General features: G+C 63.4%; 19 protein-coding genes. 12 read left to right on the forward strand and 7 right to left on the reverse strand.

Annotated elements, in window-relative coordinates:
• Positions 1-27: 27 nt before the first annotated feature.
• Positions 28-1476, reverse strand: coding sequence for an MFS transporter (locus tag MOD31_RS19825; RefSeq protein ID WP_250821482.1), 1449 nt, complete (start codon positions 1474-1476; stop codon positions 28-30).
• A gap of 293 nt (positions 1477-1769) precedes the next feature.
• Here MOD31_RS19825 and MOD31_RS19830 point away from each other — a divergent pair, with 293 nt between their 5' ends.
• From MOD31_RS19830 to MOD31_RS19840, 3 genes are read left to right on the forward strand one after another with little or no spacing between them, the layout of a single operon-like run.
• Positions 1770-3182 (forward strand): MFS transporter, encoded by a 1413-nt coding sequence (locus MOD31_RS19830; protein ID WP_250821483.1) that lies wholly within the window; start codon positions 1770-1772, stop codon positions 3180-3182.
• Entirely contained in the window at positions 3183-5381 is a 2199-nt protein-coding gene (locus MOD31_RS19835) for a molybdopterin oxidoreductase family protein (protein WP_250821484.1), read from the forward strand. It abuts the gene before it with no gap.
• On the forward strand, positions 5378-6940 hold the full coding sequence (locus tag MOD31_RS19840) for an FAD-dependent oxidoreductase (protein ID WP_250821485.1): 1563 nt from the start codon (positions 5378-5380) through the stop codon (positions 6938-6940). Before MOD31_RS19835 ends, MOD31_RS19840 begins: the two co-directional genes overlap by 4 nt.
• A gap of 134 nt (positions 6941-7074) precedes the next feature.
• On the opposite strand, the gene MOD31_RS19845 is transcribed toward MOD31_RS19840, so the two are convergent.
• On the reverse strand, positions 7075-8484 hold the full coding sequence (locus MOD31_RS19845; RefSeq protein WP_142939798.1) for an NAD(P)H-quinone dehydrogenase: 1410 nt from the start codon (positions 8482-8484) through the stop codon (positions 7075-7077).
• A 122-nt stretch (positions 8485-8606) separates the two neighbouring features.
• Here MOD31_RS19845 and MOD31_RS19850 point away from each other — a divergent pair, with 122 nt between their 5' ends.
• The 5 genes from MOD31_RS19850 (at position 8607) to MOD31_RS19865 (ending at position 15029) form a co-directional block, all read left to right on the forward strand.
• Entirely contained in the window at positions 8607-9407 is an 801-nt protein-coding gene (locus MOD31_RS19850) for a purine-nucleoside phosphorylase (RefSeq protein ID WP_187697247.1), read from the forward strand.
• 253 nt (positions 9408-9660) lie between these two features.
• Positions 9661-9792: a hypothetical protein gene (locus tag MOD31_RS21995; RefSeq protein WP_274595841.1), complete on the forward strand. Its 132-nt coding sequence runs from the start codon at positions 9661-9663 to the stop codon at positions 9790-9792.
• A gap of 77 nt (positions 9793-9869) precedes the next feature.
• The gene (locus MOD31_RS19855; RefSeq protein WP_250821486.1) at positions 9870-11468 is read left to right on the forward strand and encodes a glycoside hydrolase family 68 protein; all 1599 of its coding nucleotides are present in this window, start codon (positions 9870-9872) and stop codon (positions 11466-11468) included.
• A 93-nt stretch (positions 11469-11561) separates the two neighbouring features.
• Positions 11562-13181: a glycoside hydrolase family 32 protein gene (locus MOD31_RS19860; protein ID WP_166841399.1), complete on the forward strand. Its 1620-nt coding sequence runs from the start codon at positions 11562-11564 to the stop codon at positions 13179-13181.
• A 102-nt stretch (positions 13182-13283) separates the two neighbouring features.
• Positions 13284-15029, forward strand: a complete 1746-nt coding sequence (locus tag MOD31_RS19865) for a phospho-sugar mutase (protein WP_142939803.1) — start codon at positions 13284-13286, stop codon at positions 15027-15029.
• A gap of 5 nt (positions 15030-15034) precedes the next feature.
• Here MOD31_RS19865 and nirD read toward each other — a convergent pair whose 3' ends face one another.
• The gene (gene nirD / locus MOD31_RS19870) at positions 15035-15397 is read right to left on the reverse strand and encodes a nitrite reductase small subunit NirD (protein WP_142939804.1); all 363 of its coding nucleotides are present in this window, start codon (positions 15395-15397) and stop codon (positions 15035-15037) included.
• A 282-nt stretch (positions 15398-15679) separates the two neighbouring features.
• On the opposite strand from nirD, the gene nirB reads away from it, so the two are divergent.
• Genes nirB through MOD31_RS19885 form a run of 3 tightly spaced genes read left to right on the forward strand, consistent with a single transcriptional unit; the run spans position 15680 to position 20524 of the window.
• On the forward strand, positions 15680-18310 hold the full coding sequence (nirB, locus tag MOD31_RS19875) for a nitrite reductase large subunit NirB (protein WP_250821487.1): 2631 nt from the start codon (positions 15680-15682) through the stop codon (positions 18308-18310).
• Positions 18311-18319: 9 nt separating this feature from the next.
• Positions 18320-19354 carry a uroporphyrinogen-III C-methyltransferase gene (cobA, locus tag MOD31_RS19880; protein ID WP_166841402.1) on the forward strand — a complete coding sequence of 345 codons (1035 nt, stop codon included), beginning with the start codon at positions 18320-18322 and terminating at the stop codon, positions 19352-19354.
• A 12-nt stretch (positions 19355-19366) separates the two neighbouring features.
• Complete coding sequence (locus tag MOD31_RS19885) at positions 19367-20524, forward strand: uroporphyrinogen-III synthase (RefSeq protein WP_166841403.1); 1158 nt, start codon at positions 19367-19369, stop codon at positions 20522-20524.
• A gap of 28 nt (positions 20525-20552) precedes the next feature.
• On the opposite strand, the gene MOD31_RS19890 is transcribed toward MOD31_RS19885, so the two are convergent.
• Both MOD31_RS19890 and MOD31_RS19895 read right to left on the reverse strand, forming a co-directional pair.
• Entirely contained in the window at positions 20553-21851 is a 1299-nt protein-coding gene (locus MOD31_RS19890; RefSeq protein WP_208096494.1) for a Y-family DNA polymerase, read from the reverse strand.
• Between the two features lie 290 nt (positions 21852-22141).
• The gene (locus tag MOD31_RS19895; RefSeq protein WP_250821488.1) at positions 22142-22573 is read right to left on the reverse strand and encodes a translesion error-prone DNA polymerase V autoproteolytic subunit; all 432 of its coding nucleotides are present in this window, start codon (positions 22571-22573) and stop codon (positions 22142-22144) included.
• 177 nt (positions 22574-22750) lie between these two features.
• Here MOD31_RS19895 and MOD31_RS19900 point away from each other — a divergent pair, with 177 nt between their 5' ends.
• Positions 22751-23182 carry a hypothetical protein gene (locus MOD31_RS19900; RefSeq protein ID WP_250821489.1) on the forward strand — a complete coding sequence of 144 codons (432 nt, stop codon included), beginning with the start codon at positions 22751-22753 and terminating at the stop codon, positions 23180-23182.
• 102 nt (positions 23183-23284) lie between these two features.
• On the opposite strand, the gene MOD31_RS19905 is transcribed toward MOD31_RS19900, so the two are convergent.
• The gene (locus MOD31_RS19905) at positions 23285-23881 is read right to left on the reverse strand and encodes a hypothetical protein (protein WP_166841406.1); all 597 of its coding nucleotides are present in this window, start codon (positions 23879-23881) and stop codon (positions 23285-23287) included.
• Positions 23878-24483: a dihydrofolate reductase family protein gene (locus tag MOD31_RS19910; RefSeq protein WP_166841407.1), complete on the reverse strand. Its 606-nt coding sequence runs from the start codon at positions 24481-24483 to the stop codon at positions 23878-23880. The genes MOD31_RS19905 and MOD31_RS19910 overlap by 4 nt, the downstream gene beginning before the upstream one ends.
• Positions 24484-24682: the final 199 nt, after the last annotated feature.

Raw genomic sequence — 24682 nt, forward strand, 5'->3', positions numbered from 1 at the left:
ACGCTACCGCTGGGACGTTGTGGTGTCCTACCTGTTCGCCCCACAGATCCTCGCCGGTGCAGGGCTGACGCTTCTGCTGACCGTAGTTTCCATGTCCTTGGTTTCGCGGGTCAGCCACAGCGCAATGAAGGTGACCACCGCAGCGGCGGCCATGTAGGCGCCCACCAGCCAGGTGCTGCCGTTGGCTGCGGACCAGAGCGCAATAGCCACGAACGAAGCGGGTGCTGCGCCGATCATTGAGGACAGGTTGTACGCCACAGCCGAGCCGGTGTAGCGGACGTTGGCCGGGAACAGTTCCGGAAGGATCGCTGCCATGGGTCCGAAGGTGAGGCCCATGAGTGTGAAGCCCACGATAAGACCAACCATCGCCGCTGCCTGGCCGGGACCAAACATGGTGAACCAGAGCGCACCGAACACGAAGATGCCCGCAGTGACTCCCAACAGGAACTTGCGGCGGCCCCACTTCTCGGCGAGCGGTCCGGAGACCACGGTGAAGATGCCAAAGAAGACGACGCCGATGATCAGCATCCAGAGGAAGTCGGACCGGGTGATTCCCAGGCCGGGAACAAACGCCGCCACTTGCTCCGGCGTCATGGGCGTACCGGCCTTCTCGGCCGCCGCCTGGGCGCCGGCAAGGGTGGGCTTGGTGCCGTAGGACAGGGTGAACGTGGTCATGATGTAGAAGAGCACGTAGGTGGCAAACATGATGAAGGTACCGGCCACCACGGGGCGCCAGTGGCTCTTGAGTGTAGCCGCGAGGGGCAGCTTCTGGACCTTTTCCTGCTCGATCACCTTGGTGAAGGATGCGCTCTCCACCAGCTTCAAACGAACGTAAAGGCCCACGATCACCAGCACGGCGCTGAGGATGAACGGAACCCTCCAGCCCCAGGCCAGGAACTCTTCGGCGCTCAGGGAGACGTTCATCCAGATGAAGATGACGTTGGCGATGATGAAGCCGATGGGAGCACCCAGCTGCGGGAACGTTCCGTAGATGGCGCGCTTGCCTTCGGGCGCGTTCTCGGTGGCCAGCAACGCTGCGCCTGACCATTCTCCGCCCAAAGCGAGGCCTTGGAAGAAGCGGAGGATCACCAGCATGATCGGGGCCAGGATGGCCCACCCCGGCATGGAGGCCGTGGGCAGGAGACCGATAAGGAAGGTTGCAATACCCATGGTCAGCAACGAGGCCACCAGGGTGCCCTTGCGGCCGATCTTGTCACCAAAGTGGCCGAAGACCACGGCGCCGATGGGCCGTGCGAAGAAAGCGACACCGAAGATGGCGAACGCACTGAGCAGTGCATTGATGTCAGTGGCGTCGGGGAAGAAGAGCTTGGGGAAGACGAGTACTGACGCGGTGGCGTAGGCGTAGAAATCGTAGAACTCGATCGTCGTGCCGATCAGGCTCGCGAAGATCACCTTGCCCCGTGAGTTCACTGGCTTAGTGGACTCACCTTCCTTGGATGGTGCGGTGGAAGACATGTATTTGCAGCTTTCTTTTGCGCCGGCCGGTCCCCCAGGAGCCTGCTGGCGACGGATTATTCGAGAGTTCAATAATAGTTCCCGCTGTCCATTGACTGGACAACCAAGTCCAACATGCGGACAGACAAGAAAATCTCACCTTGTGGTCCGCGCCACACTACCTCACCATCGCCTCACGCGCCGGTGACCCCGCCGATAGGGAAATGTCACAGGGCGTTTACAAACGGCGACCGTCCACGAAATGCGCCAAACCTACCTTGGAAGAACAACGTCCCCACCAAGGAGGCACTTCCGTGACAGTTGACCGCACCGCAGATGCACTGGCTCCCGCCCAGTCCACTGCCACCGCCACTTCCGCCCTTGAACACCGTCCCGGCCGCTGGATCGCCAACTGGGATGCCGAAGACAAGGGCCAATGGGAGTCCGAAGGCCGGTCCATCGCCAAGCGCAATCTCAATTGGTCCATCTTCGCCGAATTCCTCGGTTTCGTCGTCTGGCAGTTGTGGTCCATTGTGGTGGTCCAGCTGCCCGCGGCCGGATTTCAGTTCGACACCAACCAGATCTTCTGGCTCATCTCCATTCCCAGCCTGGTAGGCGCCACGCTCCGGATTCCCTATACCTTCATGGTCCCCAAGTTCGGTGGCAGGAACTGGACCATCGTCTCGGCCCTGCTCCTGCTGATCCCCACAACAGGACTGGCCATCTGCGTCTCCAATCCGGAGACACCGTTCGGCATCATGCTCCTCATGGCTGCACTTGCCGGCTTCGGTGGCGGCAACTTCGCCAGCTCCATGGCCAACATCACCTTCTTCTACCCCGCCCGCGAAAAGGGCTGGGCGCTGGGCCTGAACGCAGCAGGCGGAAACCTCGGTGCCGCCGTCGCGCAGCTTGTTGTGCCCATCGCCATCACCCTTCTTGCTGCCGGAACCGTCAACTTGCCCATGGCTGGCATCATCTGGATCCCGCTGATCATCATCGCCGCCTTTGGCGCCTACAAGTACATGAACAACCTCACCAGCGCCAAGGGTGATCTGGCCGGTTCCCTGGCCGCCCTGAAGGAACCGCACCTGTGGATCATGGCCTTCCTCTACATTGGAACGTTCGGTTCGTTCATCGGCTTTGCCGGCGTCTTCCCCAAGCTGATCAAGGACTACTTCCCGGACTTCTCCTCCATTCATGTTGGCGCTGTGGCGCTCTCGCTGGCCTTCCTCGGCCCGCTGGTTGGTTCCCTGGCCCGCCCTTATGGCGGACGCATGGCCGACCGCATGGGTGGCGCGCGGATGACCATCGCCTCGTTCGCTTCCATGGCCGTCATCACGCTGACCATGATCTGGACGCTGCCCCTGAAGAACTTCTGGCTCTTCCTCACCTTGTTCCTGCTGCTCTTCCTGGCCAGCGGCTTCGGTAACGGCGCAACGTACCGCATGATCCCGGTCATCTTCGCAACGTCCAGCCGCGCAGCTCGAGCAGGAGCCCCGAGCGCCACCACGGCACGCCTGGCTTCTTCCTCGCTGGGCCTGATCTCCGCGATCGGCGCCTACGGTGGCTTCGTCATCCCGCAGGTACTCAACGCCTCCAACTCGGCCAGCGGCTCGTACACCCCGGCGTTTTATGGATTCGTTGGAGCCTACGTCCTGATGCTCACCGTCTGCTGGGTCTGCTACATCCGCCCCGCCCAGAAGCGCAACACGATCGGACACATCTAGATGCCCAACGGCGCCGATACCCACTGCCCCTACTGCGCGCTCCAGTGCGCCATGAGGCTGACCCCCGCCGCACCCGCGGCGGGGGCAGTCCCCGCGCCGGGCGCAGCACCCGCCGTGCCCCTGGAAGTTTCGGGACGCGACTTCCCCACCAACCGGGGCGGGCTGTGCCGCAAAGGCTGGACATCGGCGTCGTTGTTGAATCACAACGGGCGCGTCACGGAGCCGATGCTCAAGGGCTCGGACGGCGTACACCAGCCCATCTCCTGGGACCAGGCGCTCATGCTCATCACGGCCGCCGTCAAGGACACCCAGCAGCAGCACGGGAACGACGCCGTGGGAGTCTTCGGCGGCGGCGGCCTCACCAACGAGAAGGCGTACATGCTGGGCAAGTTCGCCCGGCTGGCCCTCCGCACCTCCCGCATCGATTACAACGGCCGGTTCTGCATGTCATCCGCAGCAGCTGCCGGAAACCGGGCCTTTGGCGTGGACCGAGGCCTCCCCTTCCCCGTCACGGACCTGGACACCGCGTCCGTGATCCTCATGCTCGGCTCCAACGTTGCCGAGACCATGCCTCCGTTCGTCCAGCACCTGCAAGGCGCACGGGATGCCGGCGGACTGGTTGTGGTGGACCCCCGACGCTCGGCTACTGCTGCGTTTACGTCCGACGGCGGCGGCCTCCACTTGCAGCCGACGCCCGGCACCGATTTGGCACTCCTTTTGGGCATCAGCCACGTGGTGGTGCACGAGGGACTCACCGACGCCTCGTACATCGAGAAGAACACCAGCGGTTACGCAGCCGTGGTGCGCAGCCTCAACGCTTTCTGGCCGGAGCGCGTCCAGTCCATCACCGGTGTACCGGCCACCCTCATCCGCGAAACCGCACGCCGGCTCGCCCAAGGCGCCCGTGCTGGCGGCAGCTACATCCTCAGCGGCCGTGGCGTGGAACAGCACGTTGACGGCACCGACACCGCCACCGCCGCCATCAACCTCAGCCTCCTGCTCGGACTGCCCGGCTCGGCCCGCAGCGGCTACGGCACCCTCACCGGCCAGGGCAACGGCCAGGGCGGCCGCGAACACGGCCAGAAGGCCGACCAGCTTCCCGGTTACCGCAAAATCACCGATCCTGCCGCCCGGGCCCACGTCGCTGGAGTGTGGGGCGTGGACGAGTCGCTGATCCCCGGACCAGGCCTGCCCGCCGTCGAACTTCTCAAGTCTCTGGGAAAGCCCGACGGCGTCCGTTGCCTTTTCGTCCACGGCGCCAATGTGGTGGTCTCGGCTCCTGATACCAACGCAGTGATCAAGGGATTGCGCAGCCTGGACTTCCTGGTGGTGTGCGACTTCTTCATGTCAGAGACCGCTGCCGAAGCTGACCTGGTCCTGCCGGTCACTCAGTGGGCCGAGGAAGAAGGAACGCTGACCAACTTGGAGGGCCGCGTGATCCGTCGCCGCCGCGCACTGACGCCTCCCCCGGGTGTTCGCAGCGAGTTGTGGCTCATGGCCAGGCTGGCTGAGCTCCTTGAAGCGCCCTCGACATTCAGCGACGACCCCCAGACCGTTTTCGAAGAGCTCCGCCTGGCATCTGCTGGAGGCCTGGCTGATTACTCGGGCATTGATTACGCCATGCTGGACCGCGGCGAGGCAGCCTACTGGCCGTATCCCGTGGGCAGCACCGGAACACCACGGCTCTTCTCTGAGGGCTTCGCCCACGCTGACCGCAGGGCCGTCATGGTCCCGGTGACCCCGTCCAAGCGGGCCGTCCGTTCCTTTGCCGACGAATCGCTGGCCTTGGCAACCGGCCGGCTGTTGGAGCACTACCAATCCGGCGCCCAGACGCGCCGGGTGAGCGAACTCCTGGCATCGCAGCCGCAAGCCCGGCTCCTTATTCACCCGGGAACGGCGGCTTCGCGCGGCATTGCCGACGGCGACTACGCCACCGTCACCAACGAGCGCGGCGAAGTGCTTTGCCGTGCCGAGCTCAGCAACTCGGTCCGCCCGGACACCGTCTTCCTGCCGTTCCACTTCCCCGGCCAGGAAAACGCCAACCGCCTCACGGAGGCGGCCACAGATCCCATCTCCGGCATGCCGGAGTTCAAGACCAGCCGGGTATGGGTCCGGCGCGCAGTTTCCACCCAGGACCCGCCCTCCTACACCGTCCCGGAGGACACGCGGCTGCCACTGCACGTCAAGGAGGCATCATGAGCGAGCGCATTGTTGTTGTTGGATTCGGGCCTGTCGCTGCCCGGCTCGTGGACGAACTGCTCCCCGCCGTCCGCACCGGGCTGGTGCAGTTGCTGGTAGTGGGCCAGGAAACCGAGGCCGCGTATAACCGCGTGATGATCGCCGAACTGGGAGTCGGCCGCACCAGCGCCCAGGCTTTGGCCATGGCTGATGCATCCGACTTGGAGTCCGACGGCGTGGAGGTGCGGTTGGGCGTCACAGTCAAAAGAATCGACCGTGCCCGCCAGCACGTAGCGCTGTCCGGTGGCAGCACTGAACACTACGACCGGCTGGTGTTCGCAACCGGATCCCGTCCCGTGATTCCCAACCTGACCGGCCTCAACCCGGATCCCTCCGGGCCTGTGCTCCCGGCGGGGGTGACTACCCTGCGTGATCTGCGCGATGCTGCCGTGCTTCGCGCTGCGGTTACCGGTGGAAAACGCGTGGTGGTCCTGGGTGGTGGCGTGCTCGGCTTGGAAACTGCCTTGGCCGCCTCGGAAGAAGGCGCCCGGACCACGGTGGTTCACAACGGTCCTTTCCCACTGGGCAGGAGCATCGATCGCGGCAGCGGATCAGTGCTTACCAACAGCTTGCGGACCAGTGGAGTCCGGATGGCAGGCAACGCACGGTCAACCGGCGTGGAGACAGCCGGCCCCGGAGGCAGCTTCTCCGCATTGCTCCTCGACGACGGCTCGGCGATCGACGGCGACCTACTGGTGTTGTCCTGTGGTGTGCGCCCCCGCATCGAGTTGGCGGAGGGCTGTGGCCTCCCTACCGGCGCCGGTATCCTTGTGGACCATCATCTCCGGACTTATCACGAGCCCCACATGTTCGCGATCGGCGACTGCGCCGAAGTTCGCTGCCCTGACGCCGCGTGCGTTGATTGCCGGACTGCTTCCGGCCCCTCGGGCCTCGTCGGTCCGGGCTGGCGGCAGGCCGAATGGTTGGCCGAGTACCTCGTGGTCCTGGCCCGTGATGGCCAGATTGCCGCAGATGCTTTGGAAGCACTACCGAAGGAGAAGCCCGGCGTCATTGTCCTCAAGGCCCGCGGCGTCAACCTGGCAGTGGCAGGAGACAACCAGGCCGATCCCTGGGACGAGGAGTTGCTGGAAGCCGGGGCCGCGTCCGGGCGCGCCCGCAGGCAGATTTCCCAATGGGCTGATCCGGAACACGGCCGCTACGTCAAGATGACCACACGCGGCGGAGTGCTTGAAGGCCTGGTTGCCGTGGGCATGCCCCGGACAGCCGCTGAGCTGGTGGTTCTGTTCGAGCGCTCCTCGGAGCTGCCCGCTGACCGGTCCTTGCTGCTCAGGCTCGACGGACCAGACCAGCTGGATTCCGGGGCCACCAGCAACGATCCCCAGCGGACCGTCTGCCGTTGTGCCGGAGTGAGCGCGGCCAGCATCGAGGACTCCGTGGTGGAGGGCTGCTCTTCCGTGGCCGAGGTATCGAAGGCAACCCGCGCAGGAACAGGCTGCGGAGGGTGCCACGAGGACATCAAGGGGATCATCGAAAAACACTTCCAAGCGGCTGCCGCATAACTCCTTATACGCCGAACAGCCGCCAGCACCCTGAAAAGCTGCGAAATCGCCGGTTCGGAACCGCGGTCTCGCAGCTTTCCGGCGCGCTCGCGTCCACCCGCACCTGGGCAGGCCAACGGGCGCCGGCGTTGGAGCTACATGTGCACGTGCAGGCGCCGGGCGGCCTCGGAAATGGAGCCGGTCAGCGACGGATAGACAGTGAATGCACTGGCCACATCGTCCACGTGGAGTTTCTGCGTCACGGCCACGGAGATCGGGAAGATGAGTTCGGATGCGTTCGGACCCACCACCACGCCACCGATCACGGTGCCGGACCCCTTGCGGGCAATGATCTTGACGAAGCCATCCTTGGTGTTGCGCATCTTGGCGCGGGCGTTGCTGAGCAGGGACAACATCACCACGTCGCCCTGGTACTTGCCGGATGCGAGGTCGGCTTCGGAGACGCCCACGGAGGCGATTTCGGGGGACGTGAAGATGTTGGAGGCCACCTGGTTGAGCTTCAGCGGCTTCACGCCATCACCCATGAAGTGTGCAATCGCGATGCGGCCCTGCATGGCTGCAACGGATGCCAGGGCGAAGACACCAGTGCAGTCGCCGGCAGCGTAAATGTTGGGGGCGGTGGTGCGGGAAACGCCGTCCACCTTGATGTGCCCGGACTCCGTGAGGGTCACGCCTGCTTCTTCAAGGCCGATGCCGGCAGTGTTGGGGATGGAACCAACACACACCAGGCAGTGCGTACCTGTCACGATCGATCCGTCACCCAGGGTGACCTTAACGCCGTCGTCCGTCCGCTCCACTGCGTTGGCGCGGGACTTGGACAGCACCCGCACGCCGCGACGCTCGAAGACGCCTTCCAGCAGCTTCGCGGCGTCCGTGTCCTCGCCGGGGAGAACCTGGTCACGGCTGGAAATCAGCGTCACCTTGGAGCCCAAACCGTTGTAGGCGGAGGCGAATTCGGCACCAGTGACGCCCGAACCCACAACAATCAATTCTTCGGGGAGCTCGTCCAGGTTGTAGATCTGGGCCCAGTTCAGGATGCGTTCGCCGTCGGGCTTTGCAGTGGGCAGTTCACGCGGGTGGGCGCCAACGGCCAGCAGGATAGCGTCGGCATCAATAGTGCGGGTGCCATCAATGGTGAGGACCTCGATGGTGTTGTTGTCCAGAAGTTTGCCCGAACCGATGACAATCTCCACGCCCAGGCGCTCGAGGCCGGCACGAATGTCCTCGGACTGCCCATGGGCAAGGTTCAGGACGCGATCGTTGATGTGCTTGAGGTCGGCGCGGGGCTTCGAAGCCGTGCCGTCGCCGTCGAACTTCACTCCCAGCTCATCCGCCTCACCGACGCGGGTCATGAGGTCGGCGGTGGCAATCAGGGTCTTGGAAGGCACGACGTCGGTCAGCACGGCCGAGCCGCCGAGGCCCGCCCGCTCTACGATAGTGACGTGGGCGCCGAGCGAGGCAGCCACCATGGCAGCTTCATATCCGCCGGGACCACCTCCCAGGATCGCGATACGGGGGGCACTGAAGTCAACTTGGGTGGTCACAATCCTCAATTCTCGCTCATCGCGACGTCGGCTGCCACTCAGCACACCCTCACCCGCTTTGGTATCCCTACCAAAGACCTGCGGCCACAGGGTAGCTTGTACCAGTGAGTAACACTGAGCTGATGAACACTGACCCCTTTGAGGCCGCGAAGGCTGCCGCGGACTTCATCGCCGCGGAGACCGGCGTCGAATCCCATGACGTAGCACTGGTGCTCGGATCCGGGTGGGCGGAAGCCGCCGATCTGATCGGCGAAACCACGGCCACCCTGAACGCATCCGAGGTTCCCGGTTTCCACAAGCCAGCAGTGGTGGGCCATGTTGGCACCATCCGCTCCGTCCTCACCAAGGAAGGCAAACGCGCCCTCGTTCTAGGGGCACGAACGCACTATTACGAAGGCCGCGGCGTACGATCCGTGGTGCACGGCGTTCGCACAGCCGCAGCTGCCGGCTGCAAAACTCTGGTGCTGACCAACGGTTGCGGCGGGCTCAATGAGGACTGGACCCCGGGTACGCCGGTACTGATCAGCGACCACATCAACCTCACCGCCACTTCCCCGCTTGAAGGCGCAACGTTCGTTGACCTCACGGACCTCTACTCCTCACGGATCCGTGACCTCGCCCGCGAGGTTGACCCCTCCCTCCAGGAAGGCGTGTACGCGCAGTTCACAGGCCCCCACTACGAGACGCCGGCGGAGGTCCAGTACGCCAAGCGGATCGGCGCAGACCTGGTGGGCATGTCCACCGCTTTGGAAGCCATTGCCGGCCGGCACGCGGGCATGGAAGTTTTCGGTATCTCCCTGGTCACCAACCTGGCAGCCGGCATCAGCCCGGTTCCTTTGAGCCACGCGGAAGTCCTGGAAGCCGGCCAAGCAGCGGGTAAGCGCATATCCAAACTGCTGGCGGAGATCATCGCCAAGCTCTAGCAGTCCAGCCGGATCGCGGGGCCGCCACTTCATGGCGGCCCCGCTTTTTTGTTTGCCATGGCAGGTCCCGGCCACCTCGGCGGGAAGGTAAACGCACAGTAAATTCACAGAATAAATCTGATGTGTGACGAAACATTTGATTCCCGCCCGGCTATTGTGACACGCGCGCATGTTGGCAATGTAAGCGCTTGCGCACATACCTGCCGGTAACTGAAAGGTCGGGCGAAACGCCCTTTGATTTCGGACCTAACACGTGTCTAGCGTGGAGAGTGTTCCGGTAAGTCGACGTGCCGGAACCACCGCGGCGGACATCTCCATGGCTCCGCCGCTCCTCGAAACGATGGCGTCCCTCGGTGACGCCTCCAGCGGATCGACGGACGCCTGAGTACAGAAACCCCCCAACCGGGGGTCAGGGCATGCGCCCCACTCCACGAAGTCCAACACTCCGCGAGAAGAGTAAGCATGAACACGCACTCAACCCCTCCACGGCCGCGCCGCCGGTTACGGCAGGCAGTAGCCGTCGCAGCAGCGGCCGGTGTGGCCGGCAGCATCCTGTTGGTAGCGCCAGCCGCGCAGGCCAACCTCCCGGCGGATCCGCCCTCGAGCACCATGCCGGCGCCAACGCCCGGCTTCCCACTGCCGACCACCCATACACAGCAGGCATATGATCCAGCGGCAGATTTCACGTCCAAGTGGACCCGAGCCGACGCCAAGCAGATCATGGCCCAGAGCAACCCCAACGTTGCCCCCGGGCAGAACTCCATGAGCCCCAACGTCACCATGCCGGAAATCCCCAAGGACTTCCCGGCCATGAACGAGGACGTGTGGGTTTGGGACACGTGGTCCCTGACGGACGAGAACGCCAACCAGATCAGCTACAAGGGCTGGGACGTCATCTTCTCCCTGGTTGCTGACCGGAACGCCGGCTACGGCTTCGACCAGCGCCACTGGAACGCCAGGATCGGCTACTTCTTCCGCAAGACCAACGCCGATCCTGCCAAGGATAAATGGAACTACGGCGGACACCTGTTCCTGGACAACACGTCCATCGGGAATACGGAGTGGTCCGGTTCCACCCGCCTCATGCAGGGCAACAAAATCAACGTCTTCTACACGGCCACCACGTTCTACGACGTCGCCGAGCGGAATGCCGGCGGTGGCGGTATCGCTCCGGACGCCGCGATCGCCAAGGCACTGGGTACCATCCATGCCACCAAGGACGGCGTGAGCTTCGACGGCTTCCAGCACACCAAGCTGCTGGAACCGGACGGAAAGCTGTACCAGAACAAAGCCCAGAACCCCGGCTTCGCATTCCGTGATCCGTACACCTTCGCGGACCCCGCCCACCCGGGCAAGACTTTCATGGTCTTCGAAGGCAACACCGGTGGCACCCGCGGCTCCTACAAGTGCAAGCAGGAAGACCTTGGCTACCAACCGGGCGATCCCAACGCCGAGACCGTGGCCCAGGTCAACAGCACCGGGGCCTGGTACCAGACTGCCAACGTGGGACTCGCCGTTGCGGACAACAAGGACCTCACCAAGTGGAGCTTCCTGCCTCCCATCCTTTCCGCCAACTGCGTGAACGATCAGACTGAGCGTCCGCAGATCTTCATCCAGAACGAGAACGGCAAGAACAAGTACTATCTGTTCACCATCAGCCACCAGTTCACGTACGCAGATGGAATGCGCGGACCGGACGGCGTCTACGGCTTTGTCGGCAACGGTGTCCGCTCCGACTACCAGCCGGTCAACAACAGCGGCCTGGCCCTGGGCTCCCCCACGGACCTGAACATGCCGGCCAACGCACCGGAGGGTCCGGACCCTCGCCAGAACGGCCGTCAGTTCCAGGCCTACTCGCACTACGTCCAGCCCGGCGGGCTCGTCCAGTCGTTCATTGACAACGTAGACGGCGTCCGCGGCGGCTCCCTGTCACCCACTGTGAAGATGAACTTTCAGGGCGGCGTGACCCAGGTTGATCGCAGCTTCGGCAAGAACGGTCTTGGGCCGTTCGGCTACCTTCCCACCAACGTCCGTGTTGGCGGCGAAGGCCTCTACAAGTAAGCAGTAACACCTCGGCCCTCAGGCCACGGCAGGGGTGACTGGTCCCGCGGGGACCGGCACCCCTGCCACCCCCAAACCCCCAGGATCTCCCCCATGACTTTTCCCAGCCCCCACCTTTCGCGTCGCCAAATGCTGGCCGCAAGTGCCGCCGTCGTGGTCGCCTTCTCCGCAGCGTCCTGCACACAGGCTGAAGGCCCGACGCCGGTCCCCGCCCCGGGCGGGCCCCGCCCGTCCGCGTCGGATCCGTGGCGGCCCGTGGCCCACCTGACGGCTGAAAAGAACTGGCTCAACGACCCCAACGGCCTCGTTTATCACGACGGTACCTATCACGCGTTTTACCAGTACAACCCCCGCGGAAACTCGTGGGGCAATATGTCCTGGGGCCACTCCACCAGCACTGATCTGGTCCATTGGGAGCAGCAACCCGTAGCCATGGAGGCAAGCCCGGAGGAAGAGATCTTCTCCGGCTCCATCGTGATGGACAAGAACAACGCCTCGGGACTCGGGTCGGCGGAGAATCCACCCATGGTGGCCCTCTACACCAGCGCCTACGGCAAGAACGGCGTGCTGCCCCAAGGCGCGCAGGCCCAGTCGGTGGCGTTCAGCGTGGACAACGGCATGACCTGGCAGAAGTACCAGGGAAACCCGGTCCTGAACCTGACACCCACCAACAACAACTTCCGTGACCCCAAAATCACTTGGTACGAGCCAGGCCGCTACTGGGTGATGACCACCGTGGTGGCCGACGCCCAGGTAGTGAAATTGTTCAAGTCCACCAACCTCCTCCGCTGGGAGTACCTGAGCGATTTCTCCGGCGTCGGCGCACAGGGAGGGCTCTGGGAAGTACCCGAACTCCTGCACATGGATGTGGAGGACTCCACTGCCAAGAAGTGGGTCATGCTGCTGAGCATCAACCCCGGCGGCATTGCAGGCGGCTCGGGCATGCAGTACTTCGTGGGCGAATTCGATGGGACACGCTTTACCGCCGAGGATGCGGCCGCTCCCGACGCGCCGCTCGACGAATCCCAGTGGCTGGACCACGGCGCCGACTACTATGCCGCAAACTCCATTTCCGGGGCACCCGGGGACAAACCCGTACTCCTGGGGTGGATGGGCAACTGGGACTATGCCCAGGACGTGCCCACCACACCGTGGCGCGGTTCCATGGCGATTCCCCGTGAACTCACCCTGGTTCGGGGCGGGAAGAGGTTTGAGTTGCGATCCTCCATAGCCGGAGTGGCCCGGGGAACGATGGAACGCGCCGGTGAAGTGAAGAGCAAAAACCTCACCGTCGGCTCCGCAGTCAAGGACCTCGGCCAGGACTTCCACCGGCGCACCCAGTTGATCGAGCTGGACATGGACCTGACGTCGGCGCGCGAGGCAGGCGTTCTCCTCCGGCACTCACCAGGCTCCGAGTCCGGGCTGCGCGTCTCCTATAACAAGGAGAGTGGGACTGTGAGGGTGGACCGTTCACAGGCCGGGACCACTAACTTCTCCCCTAAGTTCAGCCCGTTTCATGAAGTGGCGCTGCCCTCCCCCGGCAACAAGGTCCATCTCACCATCCTCCTGGACTTATCCTCCGTGGAAGTCTTCGCCGAGGGTGGCGACGTGGCTCTTTCTGACACGTTCTTCCCGGACTGGGATAGTGCGGCCACCTCGGTGTTCAGCACGGGCGGCGACACGGACTTCACCATTACTTCCCGATCTCTTTGAACTCCGCTGAGGGGCGGGATCTCACCCTTTACGACCACTCATTGGGGCGGGATCCTGTACCTCGTTGCCCGCTAAGGTCTCATTGAGGATAGTTTTGACCCTATGACATCCAGCGATGCCGCATTCGAACAGCTGATCACCGACGCCCGCCAATGGGCTTCCCAAGACCCGGACCCGGCGACGGCGGCTGCTCTCGTCGAGCTGGCCGAGCTCGCCGAGAGCGGTGATGCGGGAGCAGCGCAGGAACTGGGCGACAGCTTCAACGGCACCCTGCAGTTCGGCACTGCCGGCCTACGGGCAGCGCTCGGTCCCGGCCCCAACCGGATGAACCGCGTCGTCGTCCGCCGGGCAGCGGCAGGCCTCGCCGCTTTCCTCACCGAGACCATAGCCGCAGCGGCGCCAGGCACCCGGCCTCGCGCCGTCGTCGGCTTCGATGCCCGCTACAACTCGGACATCTTCGCCCAGGAAACCGCAGCAATCTTTACAGCAGCAGGCATCGAGACCTTCCTCATGCCGGCAGCACTTCCGACGCCGTTGCTCGCCTACGCGGTCCGGTCACTGAAGTGCGACGGCGGCGTGATGGTCACCGCCAGTCACAACCCGCCGCAAGACAACGGTTACAAGGTCTACCTCGGACGGCACGCCGTGACCGAAAGCGGACGCGGTTCGCAGATCGTGGCGCCATACGACACGGAGATCGCAGCCAAGATCGAGGCTGTAGGTGCATTGGATTCGATCACGCTGGCAGAAGACGGCTGGACCGTGCTGCCCATGTCCATCGCCGCCGAGTATGAAGACGCCGTGGCCGCTTTGGTGGATCGGGACCATTTCCCGGCCCGGGACCTCAAAATCATCCTCACACCCATGCACGGTGTCGGCGGTGAAACGGCTGTCTCCGTCCTCCACGCCGCAGGGTTCACCGACGTCACGCTGGTGGCCGAGCAAGCCGAGCCGGACCCGGATTTCCCCACCGTCGCGTTCCCCAATCCGGAGGAGCCCGGCGCCCTGGACCTGGCCCTCGCCGCGGCTGCAGAATCAGGTGCAGATATTGTTTTGGCCAACGACCCCGACGCCGATCGGGCCGCTGTTGCTGCGCTGGATCCCTCCACGGGAGCCTGGCGGATGCTCCGCGGCGACGAAGTGGGAGCGCTGCTGGGCGCGCACGTGGTGGCGCGCATGGCTGCCGCTGCCGGCGATGAGCCGCAGACGGGCGTGTTCGCTAACTCGATCGTGTCCTCCCGGCTACTCTCGCGCATCGCGGCCGCAGCAGGGTACGCCCACGAGGAGACGCTCACGGGCTTCAAGTGGATTTCAAGGGTTCCCGGACTCAGCTACGGGTACGAGGAAGCCCTGGGATACTGCGTGGCGCCGGATTTGGTGCGCGACAAGGACGGCATCTCGGCGGCAGTGTTGATTGCGGAACTGGCAGCGGCAGCAAAGGCCGAGGGCAAAACGATCTTCGACACGCTGGACGACCTCTACCTGGTCCACGGACTGCATGCGAGCGACCAGCTCAGCATCCGGGTGGCGGATCTGGGGCTTTTGGACGCCATGATGAACCGTCTGCGGGTCAACCCGCCCGAAGCGTTCGGGGGCTCCGCCGTCGAGGTTTTCACCGATCTTGCCGAAGGAAGCGAAGCCCTGCCTCCCACGGACGGGCTGCTGTACCTCACAAGGGACCAGAGCCGCGTCATTATTCGTCCCAGCGGCACGGAGCCCAAGCTCAAGTGTTACCTGGAAGTCATCCAGGCTGTGGAGTCCGCGGCGGAACTTGCCGCCGCCCGCCAAGCAGCGCGAACGTCCCTGGATGATGTTCTCAGGGACGTCAGCGAAGCATTGGGTTTATAAAACTCCTAGAGTTCAACCTCAATAAAACCATCCACCAAACGGGTGGCGAACGCGTCGAGCTTGAGTTCGGGGTTGGTGAAGCATTCGCCGGTTTCGAGGTCGTAGACCTCTTTGTGCAGCGGCGATGCGATGGTGGGCCGGGTTCCGCGGGATCCGATGATTCCGCGGGCCATAACGTTGGCGAGCGTCGCCGGATCCTGCTGCGCTACGGCGAAGACTTCGGTGGGTGCTGTGCGGAACAACGCAACCTGACGTCCGGCGATCAGCGCGGCTTCGCCCCAAGCCAGTTCGAGTTCGTCCACCGCGCAAACACGGTGCCAGGCGGCGGTGGTGGTCAGGTCCTCGGCACGGTCCAGAATTACGGTCATTTCAGCCCCTCTCACAGTGTCCGGGTGCTGGTATTTTCACCGTCATTCCCCCGGACCGGGCCACACTTGCGGCCACTCCTCCAAGCTAAGACCACGGTGTTTCATCGGTTGTCCGTGTATGTGTCCAATGCGTAAAAGAGACCTCACACCTGATGAAATGCGTTCGTGATGCAGAAGTTAAGATCACGAAACATAAGGGAAACTGAAGCGAAACTGCCCGTCCCTAGGCTGGAAGCACAAGTTGCGACAGATCCGTATGCAACATCTGCGAAAGGCCCACCAGTGACCGGACACACTTCAAGTACAGAGAACCCGCGCCGCATCGTCGTCGTCGGCGGCGGCCCCGCTGCCCACCGTTTCGCCGACGCAATGTACAACCGCGGTCTTGAAGGTTGGCAGGTTACGGTGCTGACCGAAGAGGCGCACCTCCCCTACGACCGCGTGGCGCTGAGCAAGGCCCTGACGGAAACCGATGTAGACCTCACCCTGGGCAACGCGTCCATGTGGGACCATGAGGCCCTGACCCTGGTCACCGGCGAGCGCGCCGTGAAGATCGATTCGGTCGCCAAGAGTGTCCTCACCGCCGCCGGCAACAAGTATGAGTACGACCACCTGGTGGTGGCTACAGGTTCTGACGCAGCCCGACTCCCTATCCCGGGCGCAGAGCACACGCACGTTTACCGGACACTTGAGGACGTGTGGGCCATCAATAAGGCCATCGCCGAACTGAGCGGGAAGCTGGGCCGTAAGGTCAACGCCGTGACCATCGGCGGCGGTCTCCTGGGCCTGGAATCTGCGGCTGGCACGGAGCAGCTCGGCGCCACTCCCATTGTCATCAACGGCTCGCCCTGGCTCATGAACACCCAGCTGGATGAAGGTGCGGGGCAGGCACTGGGCCGGTTGATCGAAGCGAAGGGCTTTGAAGTCCACGGCGGCGTCTTCCCCTCCGAGGTATTGACGGACGACGACGGCAATGTTACCGGAGTCTTGATGGCTGACGGCCGCACCATTGAGGCGGACCTGGTAATCGTGGCTATCGGCGTCAAGCCTCGCGACGATCTCTTCCGCGCAGCAGAAGGCGAAGAGCAGCTGTTCAGCCTGGGCCAGCGCGGTGGCGTTGTCATCAATGATTTCTGTGCCACCGAAGTGGCCGGCATTTGGGCCATCGGTGAAGTAGCCAACTTTGAGGGCATGTGCCTGGGACTTGTTGCTCCTGCCAACACCATGGCTGAGATCGTGGCCGACCGCCTGCACGGTGGCGAAGCAACGTTCCCCGGCTTTGATACCGCCACCAAGCTCAAATTGTCCGGCGTGGACGTGGCCAGCTTCGGGGACGCGTTTGCCCGGACCGAGCACGCCCTGGAAATCGTGTACGCGGACCCCGCTCGTGGCGTTTACCAGAAGATTGTCACCACCGATGATGCAAAGACGCTCCTGGGCGGCATCTTCGTGGGCGACGCTTCCCCGTACATGAGTCTTCGCCCGCTTCTGGGCCGCGAACTGTCCGCAGAGCCGGGCGCCTACCTGAGCGCTGCCGGTGGTGGCGAGGCTCCGGAGACCGAGCTTCCGGACGATGCCATCCTCTGCTCCTGCAACAACGTGGCCGCCGGAACCATTCGCGACACCATCAACGGCTGCGGTGCCTGCGAGGGCAACTCCCCCGTACAGGAACTCGGTGAGTTGAAGGGCTGCACCCGGGCCGGCACGCAGTGTGGCTCGTGCGTTCCCATGCTCAAGAAGCTCCTTGAAGGCGAACTGAAGAAGTCCGGCATCGAGGTCTCCAAGGCCCTCTGTGAGCACATCAGCCTCTCCCGCCAGGAACTCTTCGACGCCATCCGCGTCCTGGAGCTCACGTCCTTCGAAGACATCATGGCCAAGTACGGCACGGGCGCCGGTTGCGATATCTGCAAGCCCACCATCGCCTCCATCCTGGCCAGCCAGCACTCCGCGTACGTTTTGGATGCCGGCCGCGGTGCACTGCAGGACACCAATGACCGCGCCTTGGCGAACATGCAGAAGGACGGCACCTATTCGGTGGTCCCCCGCATCGCCGGTGGCGAGATCACGCCGAAGGGCCTGGGCGTCATCGCAGCCGTCGCTGAGAAGTACAACCTCTACACCAAGATCACCGGCGGCCAGCGAATCGACATGTTCGGTGCCCGCCTTGAGCAGCTCCCGGACATTTGGAAAGAACTGGTGGATGCCGGTTTCGAATCCGGTCAGGCCTACGGCAAGAGTCTTCGCACGGTTAAGTCCTGTGTCGGATCCACCTGGTGCCGGTTCGGTGTGCAGGATTCGGTGGCCATGGCCATCGCGCTGGAGCTGCGCTACCGTGGCCTCCGCAGCCCTCACAAGCTGAAGATGGGCGTCTCCGGTTGCGCCCGTGAATGTGCAGAAGCCCGTGGCAAGGATGTTGGTGTCATTGCCACGGCCGATGGGTGGAACCTGTATGTAGGCGGTAACGGTGGCGCCACCCCGGCCCACGCCCAGCTGTTGGCCAAGGACCTGGACGACGAAACCCTGCTGAAGTACATCGACCGCTACCTCATGTACTACATCCGCACCGCAGACCGACTCCAGCGCACCGCACGCTGGCAGGAAGAACTGGACGGCGGCATCAAGCACGTCGAAGAAGTAGTGGTCAACGACTCCCTGGGCATCGCTGAAGAGCTTGAGGCGGCGATGGCCAAGCACATCGACACCTATGAGGACGAGTGGGCCGAGACCCTGAAGGACCCGGAGCGCCTCCGCCGTTTCCGTTCCTTCGTCAACGCCCCCAACCAGAAGGACGAGTCCATTTCCTTCGTACCGGAGCGCGGCCAGATCCGTCCGGCCACCAACGAGGAAAAGGGCGGCGTGCTCATCGCTTCCACCATCCCGGTCCGCAGCGAAACCGTCGGCGTAGAAAACTAGGGGTTCACCATGCAGCTCACCATTGATCTCACCGGCCGCGACGTCCTGGTTACGGGAAATGAACAATCTGCCCGTCAAGCAGTCCGCCGCTACCAAAAGGCCGGCGCCAACGTGTACCGGCTCAGCTCCCCCGAAGGCATGCCAGGTGACGGCCAGCTGCCCGAGCGCCCTTTCCTGGTGGCCGTAGTGGACGACGGCGGGGCCGGCTGGCTGCCGCTGGTGGAACGCTGCCGCGACGCGGGAGTTCCCGTTGCGTTTGAGCCTGCTCCCGGAGCCGAAGGCCATGTGACCCTGGTGGGTGGGGGCCCTGGGGCCTTGGACCTGCTCACCGTGGGTGCCGTGGACGCACTGCGCGATGCCGACGTCGTCTTTTATGACCGGCTCGCTCCCTACCAGGAGCTGGCCGATCTGACCTCTGCAGAACTCGTGGACGTGGGAAAGCAGCCCGGGCTCCATAAAGTAACTCAGCGGGACATTGAAAAGCTCATGGTGGACGCTGCCCTGCTGGGCAAGAACGTTGTCCGGCTCAAGGGCGGGGACCCGTACGTTTTTGGCCGTGGTGGCGAGGAAGTGGCGGCCTGTGTTGCAGCCGGTGTTCCCGTCCGGGTCATCTCCGGCGTCACCAGCGCGATCTCCGTGCCCGCCGCAGCCGGCATTCCAGTGACACACCGCGAAGTGAGCCACATGTTCACCGTGGTCTCCGGCCATGCCCCCTTGACCGAGAAGGAACACACCCATCTTGCCGGCCTCGGCGGGACGATCGTGGTCCTCATGGGCATCGGTACCCTGCCGCAGCTGGCCGCTGGTCTTCGCCGGGCAGGGATGAGGCCGGACATGCCCATGGCGGTGGTGGAACGTGGCTACCGCCCGGGACAGCGCACCACCATCGCGGACCTCGGTACCATCGAAACGGCGGCCACCGGCTGCAGCAACCCGGCCGTACTGGTCATCGGCGAGGTGGTCCGCGTTGCTGAAGCCAACCGGAACCATGCCGAAGCATCCGCTGAACTGAGCCGACTCGCGGCTTCGCTCCTTGAAGCCTGAAGGTAAGAACCCATGACTCTTGCACATGCCATCGAAGTCCAGGACGCTACGGCCGCGCCGGAAGCGTCCGAAGCCGTAGAAGCGCCGCTGGACGGTTTCCGCATTGGCGTCACCTCGCACCGCCGCTCCCGGGACCTCATTGAGGCCCTGGAGCGTCGCGGTGCGAGCGTGTTGCACGCCCCGGCTTTGAAGATCGCCCCAGTTCAGGAGGATATGGTCCTCATTGAGGACACCCGCACCATCATCGCGGCTAAACCGGACATCTGCATCGCCACCACGGCATACGGGATGCGCCGCTGGTGTGAAGCCGCAGATTCTTTCGGCATCGGCGAGCAACTCCTGGAAACGCTGTCCGCATGCCGCATGTTCGTCCGTGGCCCCAAAGCCCGCGGCGCCGTGCGGGCGGCCGGTCTTGCCGACGTCGGAATCAGCAGTGACGAAACCACCGCGACCCTGGTGGACATGCTGCTGGCCGAAGGCGTTCGCAACAAGACCGTCGCTGTGCAGCTGCACGGGTACACCGACGTCCGCCAGTTGGAACGGCTCCGCATGTCCGGTGCAACGGTCCTGACCGTGACCCCGTACCGCTGGGTGAAGCCCGACGGCGAAGACAAACTGCCGCGGCTGATCGAAGCCGTGGTGGGTGGCAACCTCGACGTCCTGACGTTCACCAGCGCCCCCGCCGTGGATGCGATGTGGAGCACCGCCCACGAAATGGGCCTCTACCGCCAGCTCATCGAAGCCCTGAAGGGTCCGGTAACTGTTGCGGCCGTTGGGCCGGTCACCGCACAACCGCTGGTCGACGCCGGGCTGACGCCACTGATTCCCGACCGGTACCGCATGGGTGCGCTGATCAGGCTGGTCACCGAACATCTCTCGTTGAACCACGTACGGCGTTTGGAAACAAAGAGCGCCACCATCGAATTGCGCGGACGCTGCTTGCGGATTAACGGCGAGGTGGTGGACCTTGCACCGGCTCCCCTGCTGCTGTTGCGAGCGCTGCTGGGTGCGGGTGGAGCTGTACTGTCCCGGGAGGCTCTCTCTGACTTGTTGGACTTGCGCGGCTCTGTGCACGCCCTGGACATGACGGTGAGCCGGCTGCGGTCCTCCCTTCCGGACGGCAAGCTGGTGGAAACCGTGGTGAAGCGGGGTTACCGGCTGCGGGCTTAGGTCTCCTGCCACGGTTTTCCCTGCCACGCTAGGCCGCCTTCACCAGGGGAAGTTCGTCCCAGTTGGTGGTGTAGCGGGGGCTGAGCATGTCCCGTTTCATGGACCAGTCCGGGCCGCCCTTGATGCCCGCATGGCCCAAACCAATGGAGCCCCGGCCATACCGCTTGCTGACTTGCTCCAGCAAGGGGCCAATGCCCCGCTCTTCATGCGGGTTCTCGAAGATTTCCAATGGTTTCTGGTTGCCGCTGGGGCGAAGGTCAGTGACCATGATCCCGGCTTTGGCGTACCTGACGCCTTCCTGGATCCTGGGAACCAGAGCGTGTGCGGCCTTGGTCAGCAGAACGGGGTCCGAGGTTGGCATAGGTAGTTTGACGTTGACAGTGGGGAACGATTTGTCGTTGGGGTTGTAGACCGATGTTGCAGCAAAGGCAGTCAGCAACTTGGCCTGAAGATCGTGCTTGGCCAGCCTGGCACTGGCCATCTGACCGTAAACGCTGAGCACCTGACGTAACTCCGCGGCCGTGGTGATCGGCGTGGAGAAAGACCGGGAGAAAATCAGTTGGTCCCGCCCGATTCGTTCTTCCTCCATGGGGATGCAGGGCGTGCCTTGCAGTTCCAAGACAGTGCGCATCATGACGATGGAGAATTTATCCCTCAACGCCACAGGGTCGGCCCGGACCAGGTCCAGGATGGAGAAGATCCCCATCGCGTTCAGGCGTCTTGTGAGCCGGGTGGCGACGCCCCAGATCTCGATCACGGAGAGCCGCGCCATGAGTGCCTCGCGTTGGGCCTGCGGGACGGAGTCCCAACGGCACACACCGTTGAAGGCCGGATTATGCTTGGCCCACTTATTGGCGAGCTTGGCGAGAGTCTTAGTGCGCGCGATCCCTACGCAAACGGGAACCCCCACATGCCGTTGGCAGGCAACCTTGATGGTTCGCCCCAATTCCAGCAGGTCATCCGGTTGCCCCTTCACTCCCAGGAACGCCTCATCAATGGAGTACACCTCCTGCCATGCTGAGTACCGGGCCAGGAGCTCCATGACGCGCGAGCTGATGTCTCCATACAGTTCGTAGTTGCTCGACAGGGCTATCAATCCCCATTCCTCGGCCCGTGGCGCGAGCTTGAACCATGGCTCCCCCAGGCCGATTCCCAGCTTTTTTGCCTCGGGCGACCGGGTCACGGCGCAACCGTCGTTGTTGGACAGCACTATCAAAGGCTTGCCCTCCAGCGCAGGGTTGAAGGCCCTCTCCGCCGAGGCGTAGAAGCAGTTGATATCCACATGGGCAATCTCCTGCATGCGGTGCATGAGCGCTGGCTTGGACATTTCCATCCCTAAATCGGCATTAGCACGCGAGCCGCCGTTTCAGTGCACGACACGCCGCGCATTCGAACATATATTCGAATACTTCTACTGTACCTTCGGGCCCCGACAAGAAAACATCCCGCCCACCGGATTGTGGAAAAGTCCGGGCAGACGGGATGCCGGTGGTACGGAAATCCAGGTAGATGGCCCCCGTGGCCAAGCCTTCCCCGAGGGCCGCCAGCGTGGGGAAGAGGATGCCCAGGAGGGCGTCGGCGACCCAGAGGGTGCGAAGCCCTACCGGCTGGATTCAATCAAATGTGATGCAGGCACGTTGTGGCTACGCCCCAAATGGTCAGCTCCGACATCGCGGGCACTCGAATGTCCGGATACTTGGGATTGTCCGCCTCCAGCACCACTCCCGACGGCGTGACGCGCAGCCTTTTGATGGTCAACTCACCATCAAGGACAGCAACGACGACGGACCCATCCTTGGGCTCCAGTGCCCGGTTAACGATCAACTCATCCCCGTCACTGATCCCGGCACCCTCCATGGACTGACCCGTCACCCTCACCACGAACGTGCTGGTGACATCCTTGATCAGATGCTCATTGAGATCAATCCGACCATCAAAATAGTCCTGCGCAGGCGAGGGATATCCCGCCGCCACAGGAATAGGTGCCAACAGTACTGACATCAGGGAAAAGCCCGCATCTATCACGCGGGGGCCGACTATCACGCCCACAACACACCTTTATTCGAATATATGTTCGATAATTCAGTGTACAGCGGACCCCAGACATCCTGTCCATTCCGCTTCGCTCGGCACCTCAGGGCGATGGTTTCTCGCGGTGAGACGAATGACGAGTATTTTGAGGGAAGATCAAGCGAACAACTTCTGGCACGAACACATAGGAGAGCAATGACCGACCGGACCAGGCAACTCGGTGGCGCGCTTAGCGCCGACATCACACGCATGGTCAAGGAACGCTACCCGGATGAGCTGGCCCACGCCCAGGCCGTACACGCACACTCCGAGAAGTTGGTTCTCGGGTTTATGGTGTCCTCTGTCGCGCTGTGGTTCCTCGGTCCGGCCCTGCTTCTGAACGGTCTCATCAGCCCGGCGATCGCCATCGTGGTGCCCGGACTGCTGACTGTCGCGTTCCTCACGATCGTGCTCATCGCCATCGCCCGGAACAGGGCTGCCTCGCGACCCGTGGTTGAGTACGCCAAGCAGCTGGGTCATAAGGTCACCAGTGTCACCAAAAAGGGAATAACGGTTGCTGTTCCGAAGGGCGTTGTCAACGTGCCCGAGGAGTTCCGCCAGACACGCAAGGTCACGCGCCAGCGGTAAGGCAAGTGTCAGCGGCGCCGACCTTAGCGTCCTCGACGCCCTGTACTCAGGCAAACCACGGCCGTGGGGGCCGCTAACGCGCGGAGCGGCTGTCGCGTGGGATCAGCCACTCTTGACGGTGACGTCATAGGAGAAAGGCTTCGGTATGACGCCCGGCCAGGAACCGTCTTTCTTGAACAGGGAGAGGTTCCGTGCCCCCTCCGGGTCCTCAGCACTGAGCGGGATAATCACGGTGTTGTGCTCCGAGGGCGTGGAAGTTTGCGGGCTGAGCCAGGCCGAGCCCACGGCTGCGGCTGTGAGGTCGAAGAATGGCTCGCCGTCGGCGGTGCTCGCAGAGATCTGGATCTGCGTGTTGGGCATATAGCCCTCGCCCACAGCCCACACGTTGCGGACGATGTAGTCGATGAGCAAGTCGCCGTAGGTGACGGTGTACCCGGGCTCAATGTCGAACGCCACCGCGTAACCGGTGTTGCCCTTCACATTAGGTGGGCCTCCGCCCGCAAAGTCGGTAACGGAAATCCCGGGAATAGCGTCGATGGCCTCGCGGGCTTCAGCAATGGTCTGCCCGGTGTCCGCGTCGTGCGGAATGGATGGGGGGTCCTGTTCGGGCAGTGGCGCCGGCGCGTTGCATGCCGTCAGGAAAGAAACGATCACGGCCACCATGGCAGCCCTGGCCACAGCTCGGAGGGAACGGGTCATGACCCTATTATGTTGGGTCGATACCGTACGTGCGTGACCAACCCGGTCCCGCGCACCCCGGTCTGCTCAAGCGTCAGGTTCCCCACGTCGTCGAGCAATCGCTCCCCGCCACCAAGAATCATGGGTGAAATGTGCAGCCGCAACTCGTCCATGAGCCCGGCTGAAAGGTACTGGCGGGCTGTCTGCGCTCCCCCGGCAATCGCTACATCTTTGTCCGCAGCCGCTTCCCGGGCCTGCGCCAACGCCGATTCAATGCCGTCGGTCACAAAGTAAAAAGTTGTGCCGCCCTCCATCTCCAGCGGCTCGCGACGGTGGTGGGTCAGAACGAATACGGGGGCGTGATACGGAGGTTCATCGCCCCACCAACCCCGCCATTCCTTATCCCACGCCGCCGGTCCGGGTCCTGCGAACATGTTGCGTCCCATGATGAAGGCCCCTGCCGCCAGGATCGCCTCAATCTCGGGTGCGTTCGCCTCCGGCTCCTCGAACATCCATCTGTGCAGGAGCTCTGCGCCGTCGCCCAACGGTTCCTCCAGCCGCTGGTTGGGACCGGCAACATATCCGTCCAGGGAAACAGTCAGATCGCACGTGACGTGGCTCATGCGTCCATCATGACATCTGCACTATCACCGCTCCAGACGGGCATTGAAGCCGGCCCGGCGGGACCCACATGTGACGCACGTTATTACCGGCCGGTAAACACCACGCTACGGATAGGCCCTAGATGGCAACAGCGGCGAAACACCCGCGAAAAACCGGCCCCCTACGCTGATGAACAACAGCAGGTCACATGAGCGAAAG

Source organism: Paenarthrobacter sp. TYUT067 (assembly GCF_023656375.1).
In the GTDB taxonomy this organism is placed as follows: Bacteria; Actinomycetota; Actinomycetes; order Actinomycetales; family Micrococcaceae; genus Arthrobacter.

Bases quoted from the DNA above. Each gene is read 5' to 3' on its own strand.
- MOD31_RS19825 (WP_250821482.1), bottom strand. From the start codon at position 1,476: ATGTCTTCCACCGCACCATCCAAGGAAGGTGAGTCCACTAAGCCAGTG.
- MOD31_RS19835 (WP_250821484.1), top strand. From the start codon at position 3,183: ATGCCCAACGGCGCCGATACCCACTGCCCCTACTGCGCGCTCCAGTGC.
- MOD31_RS19840 (WP_250821485.1), top strand. From the start codon at position 5,378: ATGAGCGAGCGCATTGTTGTTGTTGGATTCGGGCCTGTCGCTGCCCGG.
- MOD31_RS19850 (WP_187697247.1), top strand. From the start codon at position 8,607: ATGAACACTGACCCCTTTGAGGCCGCGAAGGCTGCCGCGGACTTCATC.
- MOD31_RS19855 (WP_250821486.1), top strand. From the start codon at position 9,870: ATGAACACGCACTCAACCCCTCCACGGCCGCGCCGCCGGTTACGGCAG.
- MOD31_RS19860 (WP_166841399.1), top strand. From the start codon at position 11,562: ATGACTTTTCCCAGCCCCCACCTTTCGCGTCGCCAAATGCTGGCCGCA.
- MOD31_RS19865 (WP_142939803.1), top strand. From the start codon at position 13,284: ATGACATCCAGCGATGCCGCATTCGAACAGCTGATCACCGACGCCCGC.
- nirD (WP_142939804.1), bottom strand. From the start codon at position 15,397: ATGACCGTAATTCTGGACCGTGCCGAGGACCTGACCACCACCGCCGCC.
- cobA (WP_166841402.1), top strand. From the start codon at position 18,320: ATGCAGCTCACCATTGATCTCACCGGCCGCGACGTCCTGGTTACGGGA.
- MOD31_RS19885 (WP_166841403.1), top strand. From the start codon at position 19,367: ATGACTCTTGCACATGCCATCGAAGTCCAGGACGCTACGGCCGCGCCG.
- MOD31_RS19890 (WP_208096494.1), bottom strand. From the start codon at position 21,851: ATGTCCAAGCCAGCGCTCATGCACCGCATGCAGGAGATTGCCCATGTG.
- MOD31_RS19900 (WP_250821489.1), top strand. From the start codon at position 22,751: ATGACCGACCGGACCAGGCAACTCGGTGGCGCGCTTAGCGCCGACATC.
- MOD31_RS19905 (WP_166841406.1), bottom strand. From the start codon at position 23,881: ATGACCCGTTCCCTCCGAGCTGTGGCCAGGGCTGCCATGGTGGCCGTG.
- MOD31_RS19910 (WP_166841407.1), bottom strand. From the start codon at position 24,483: ATGAGCCACGTCACGTGCGATCTGACTGTTTCCCTGGACGGATATGTT.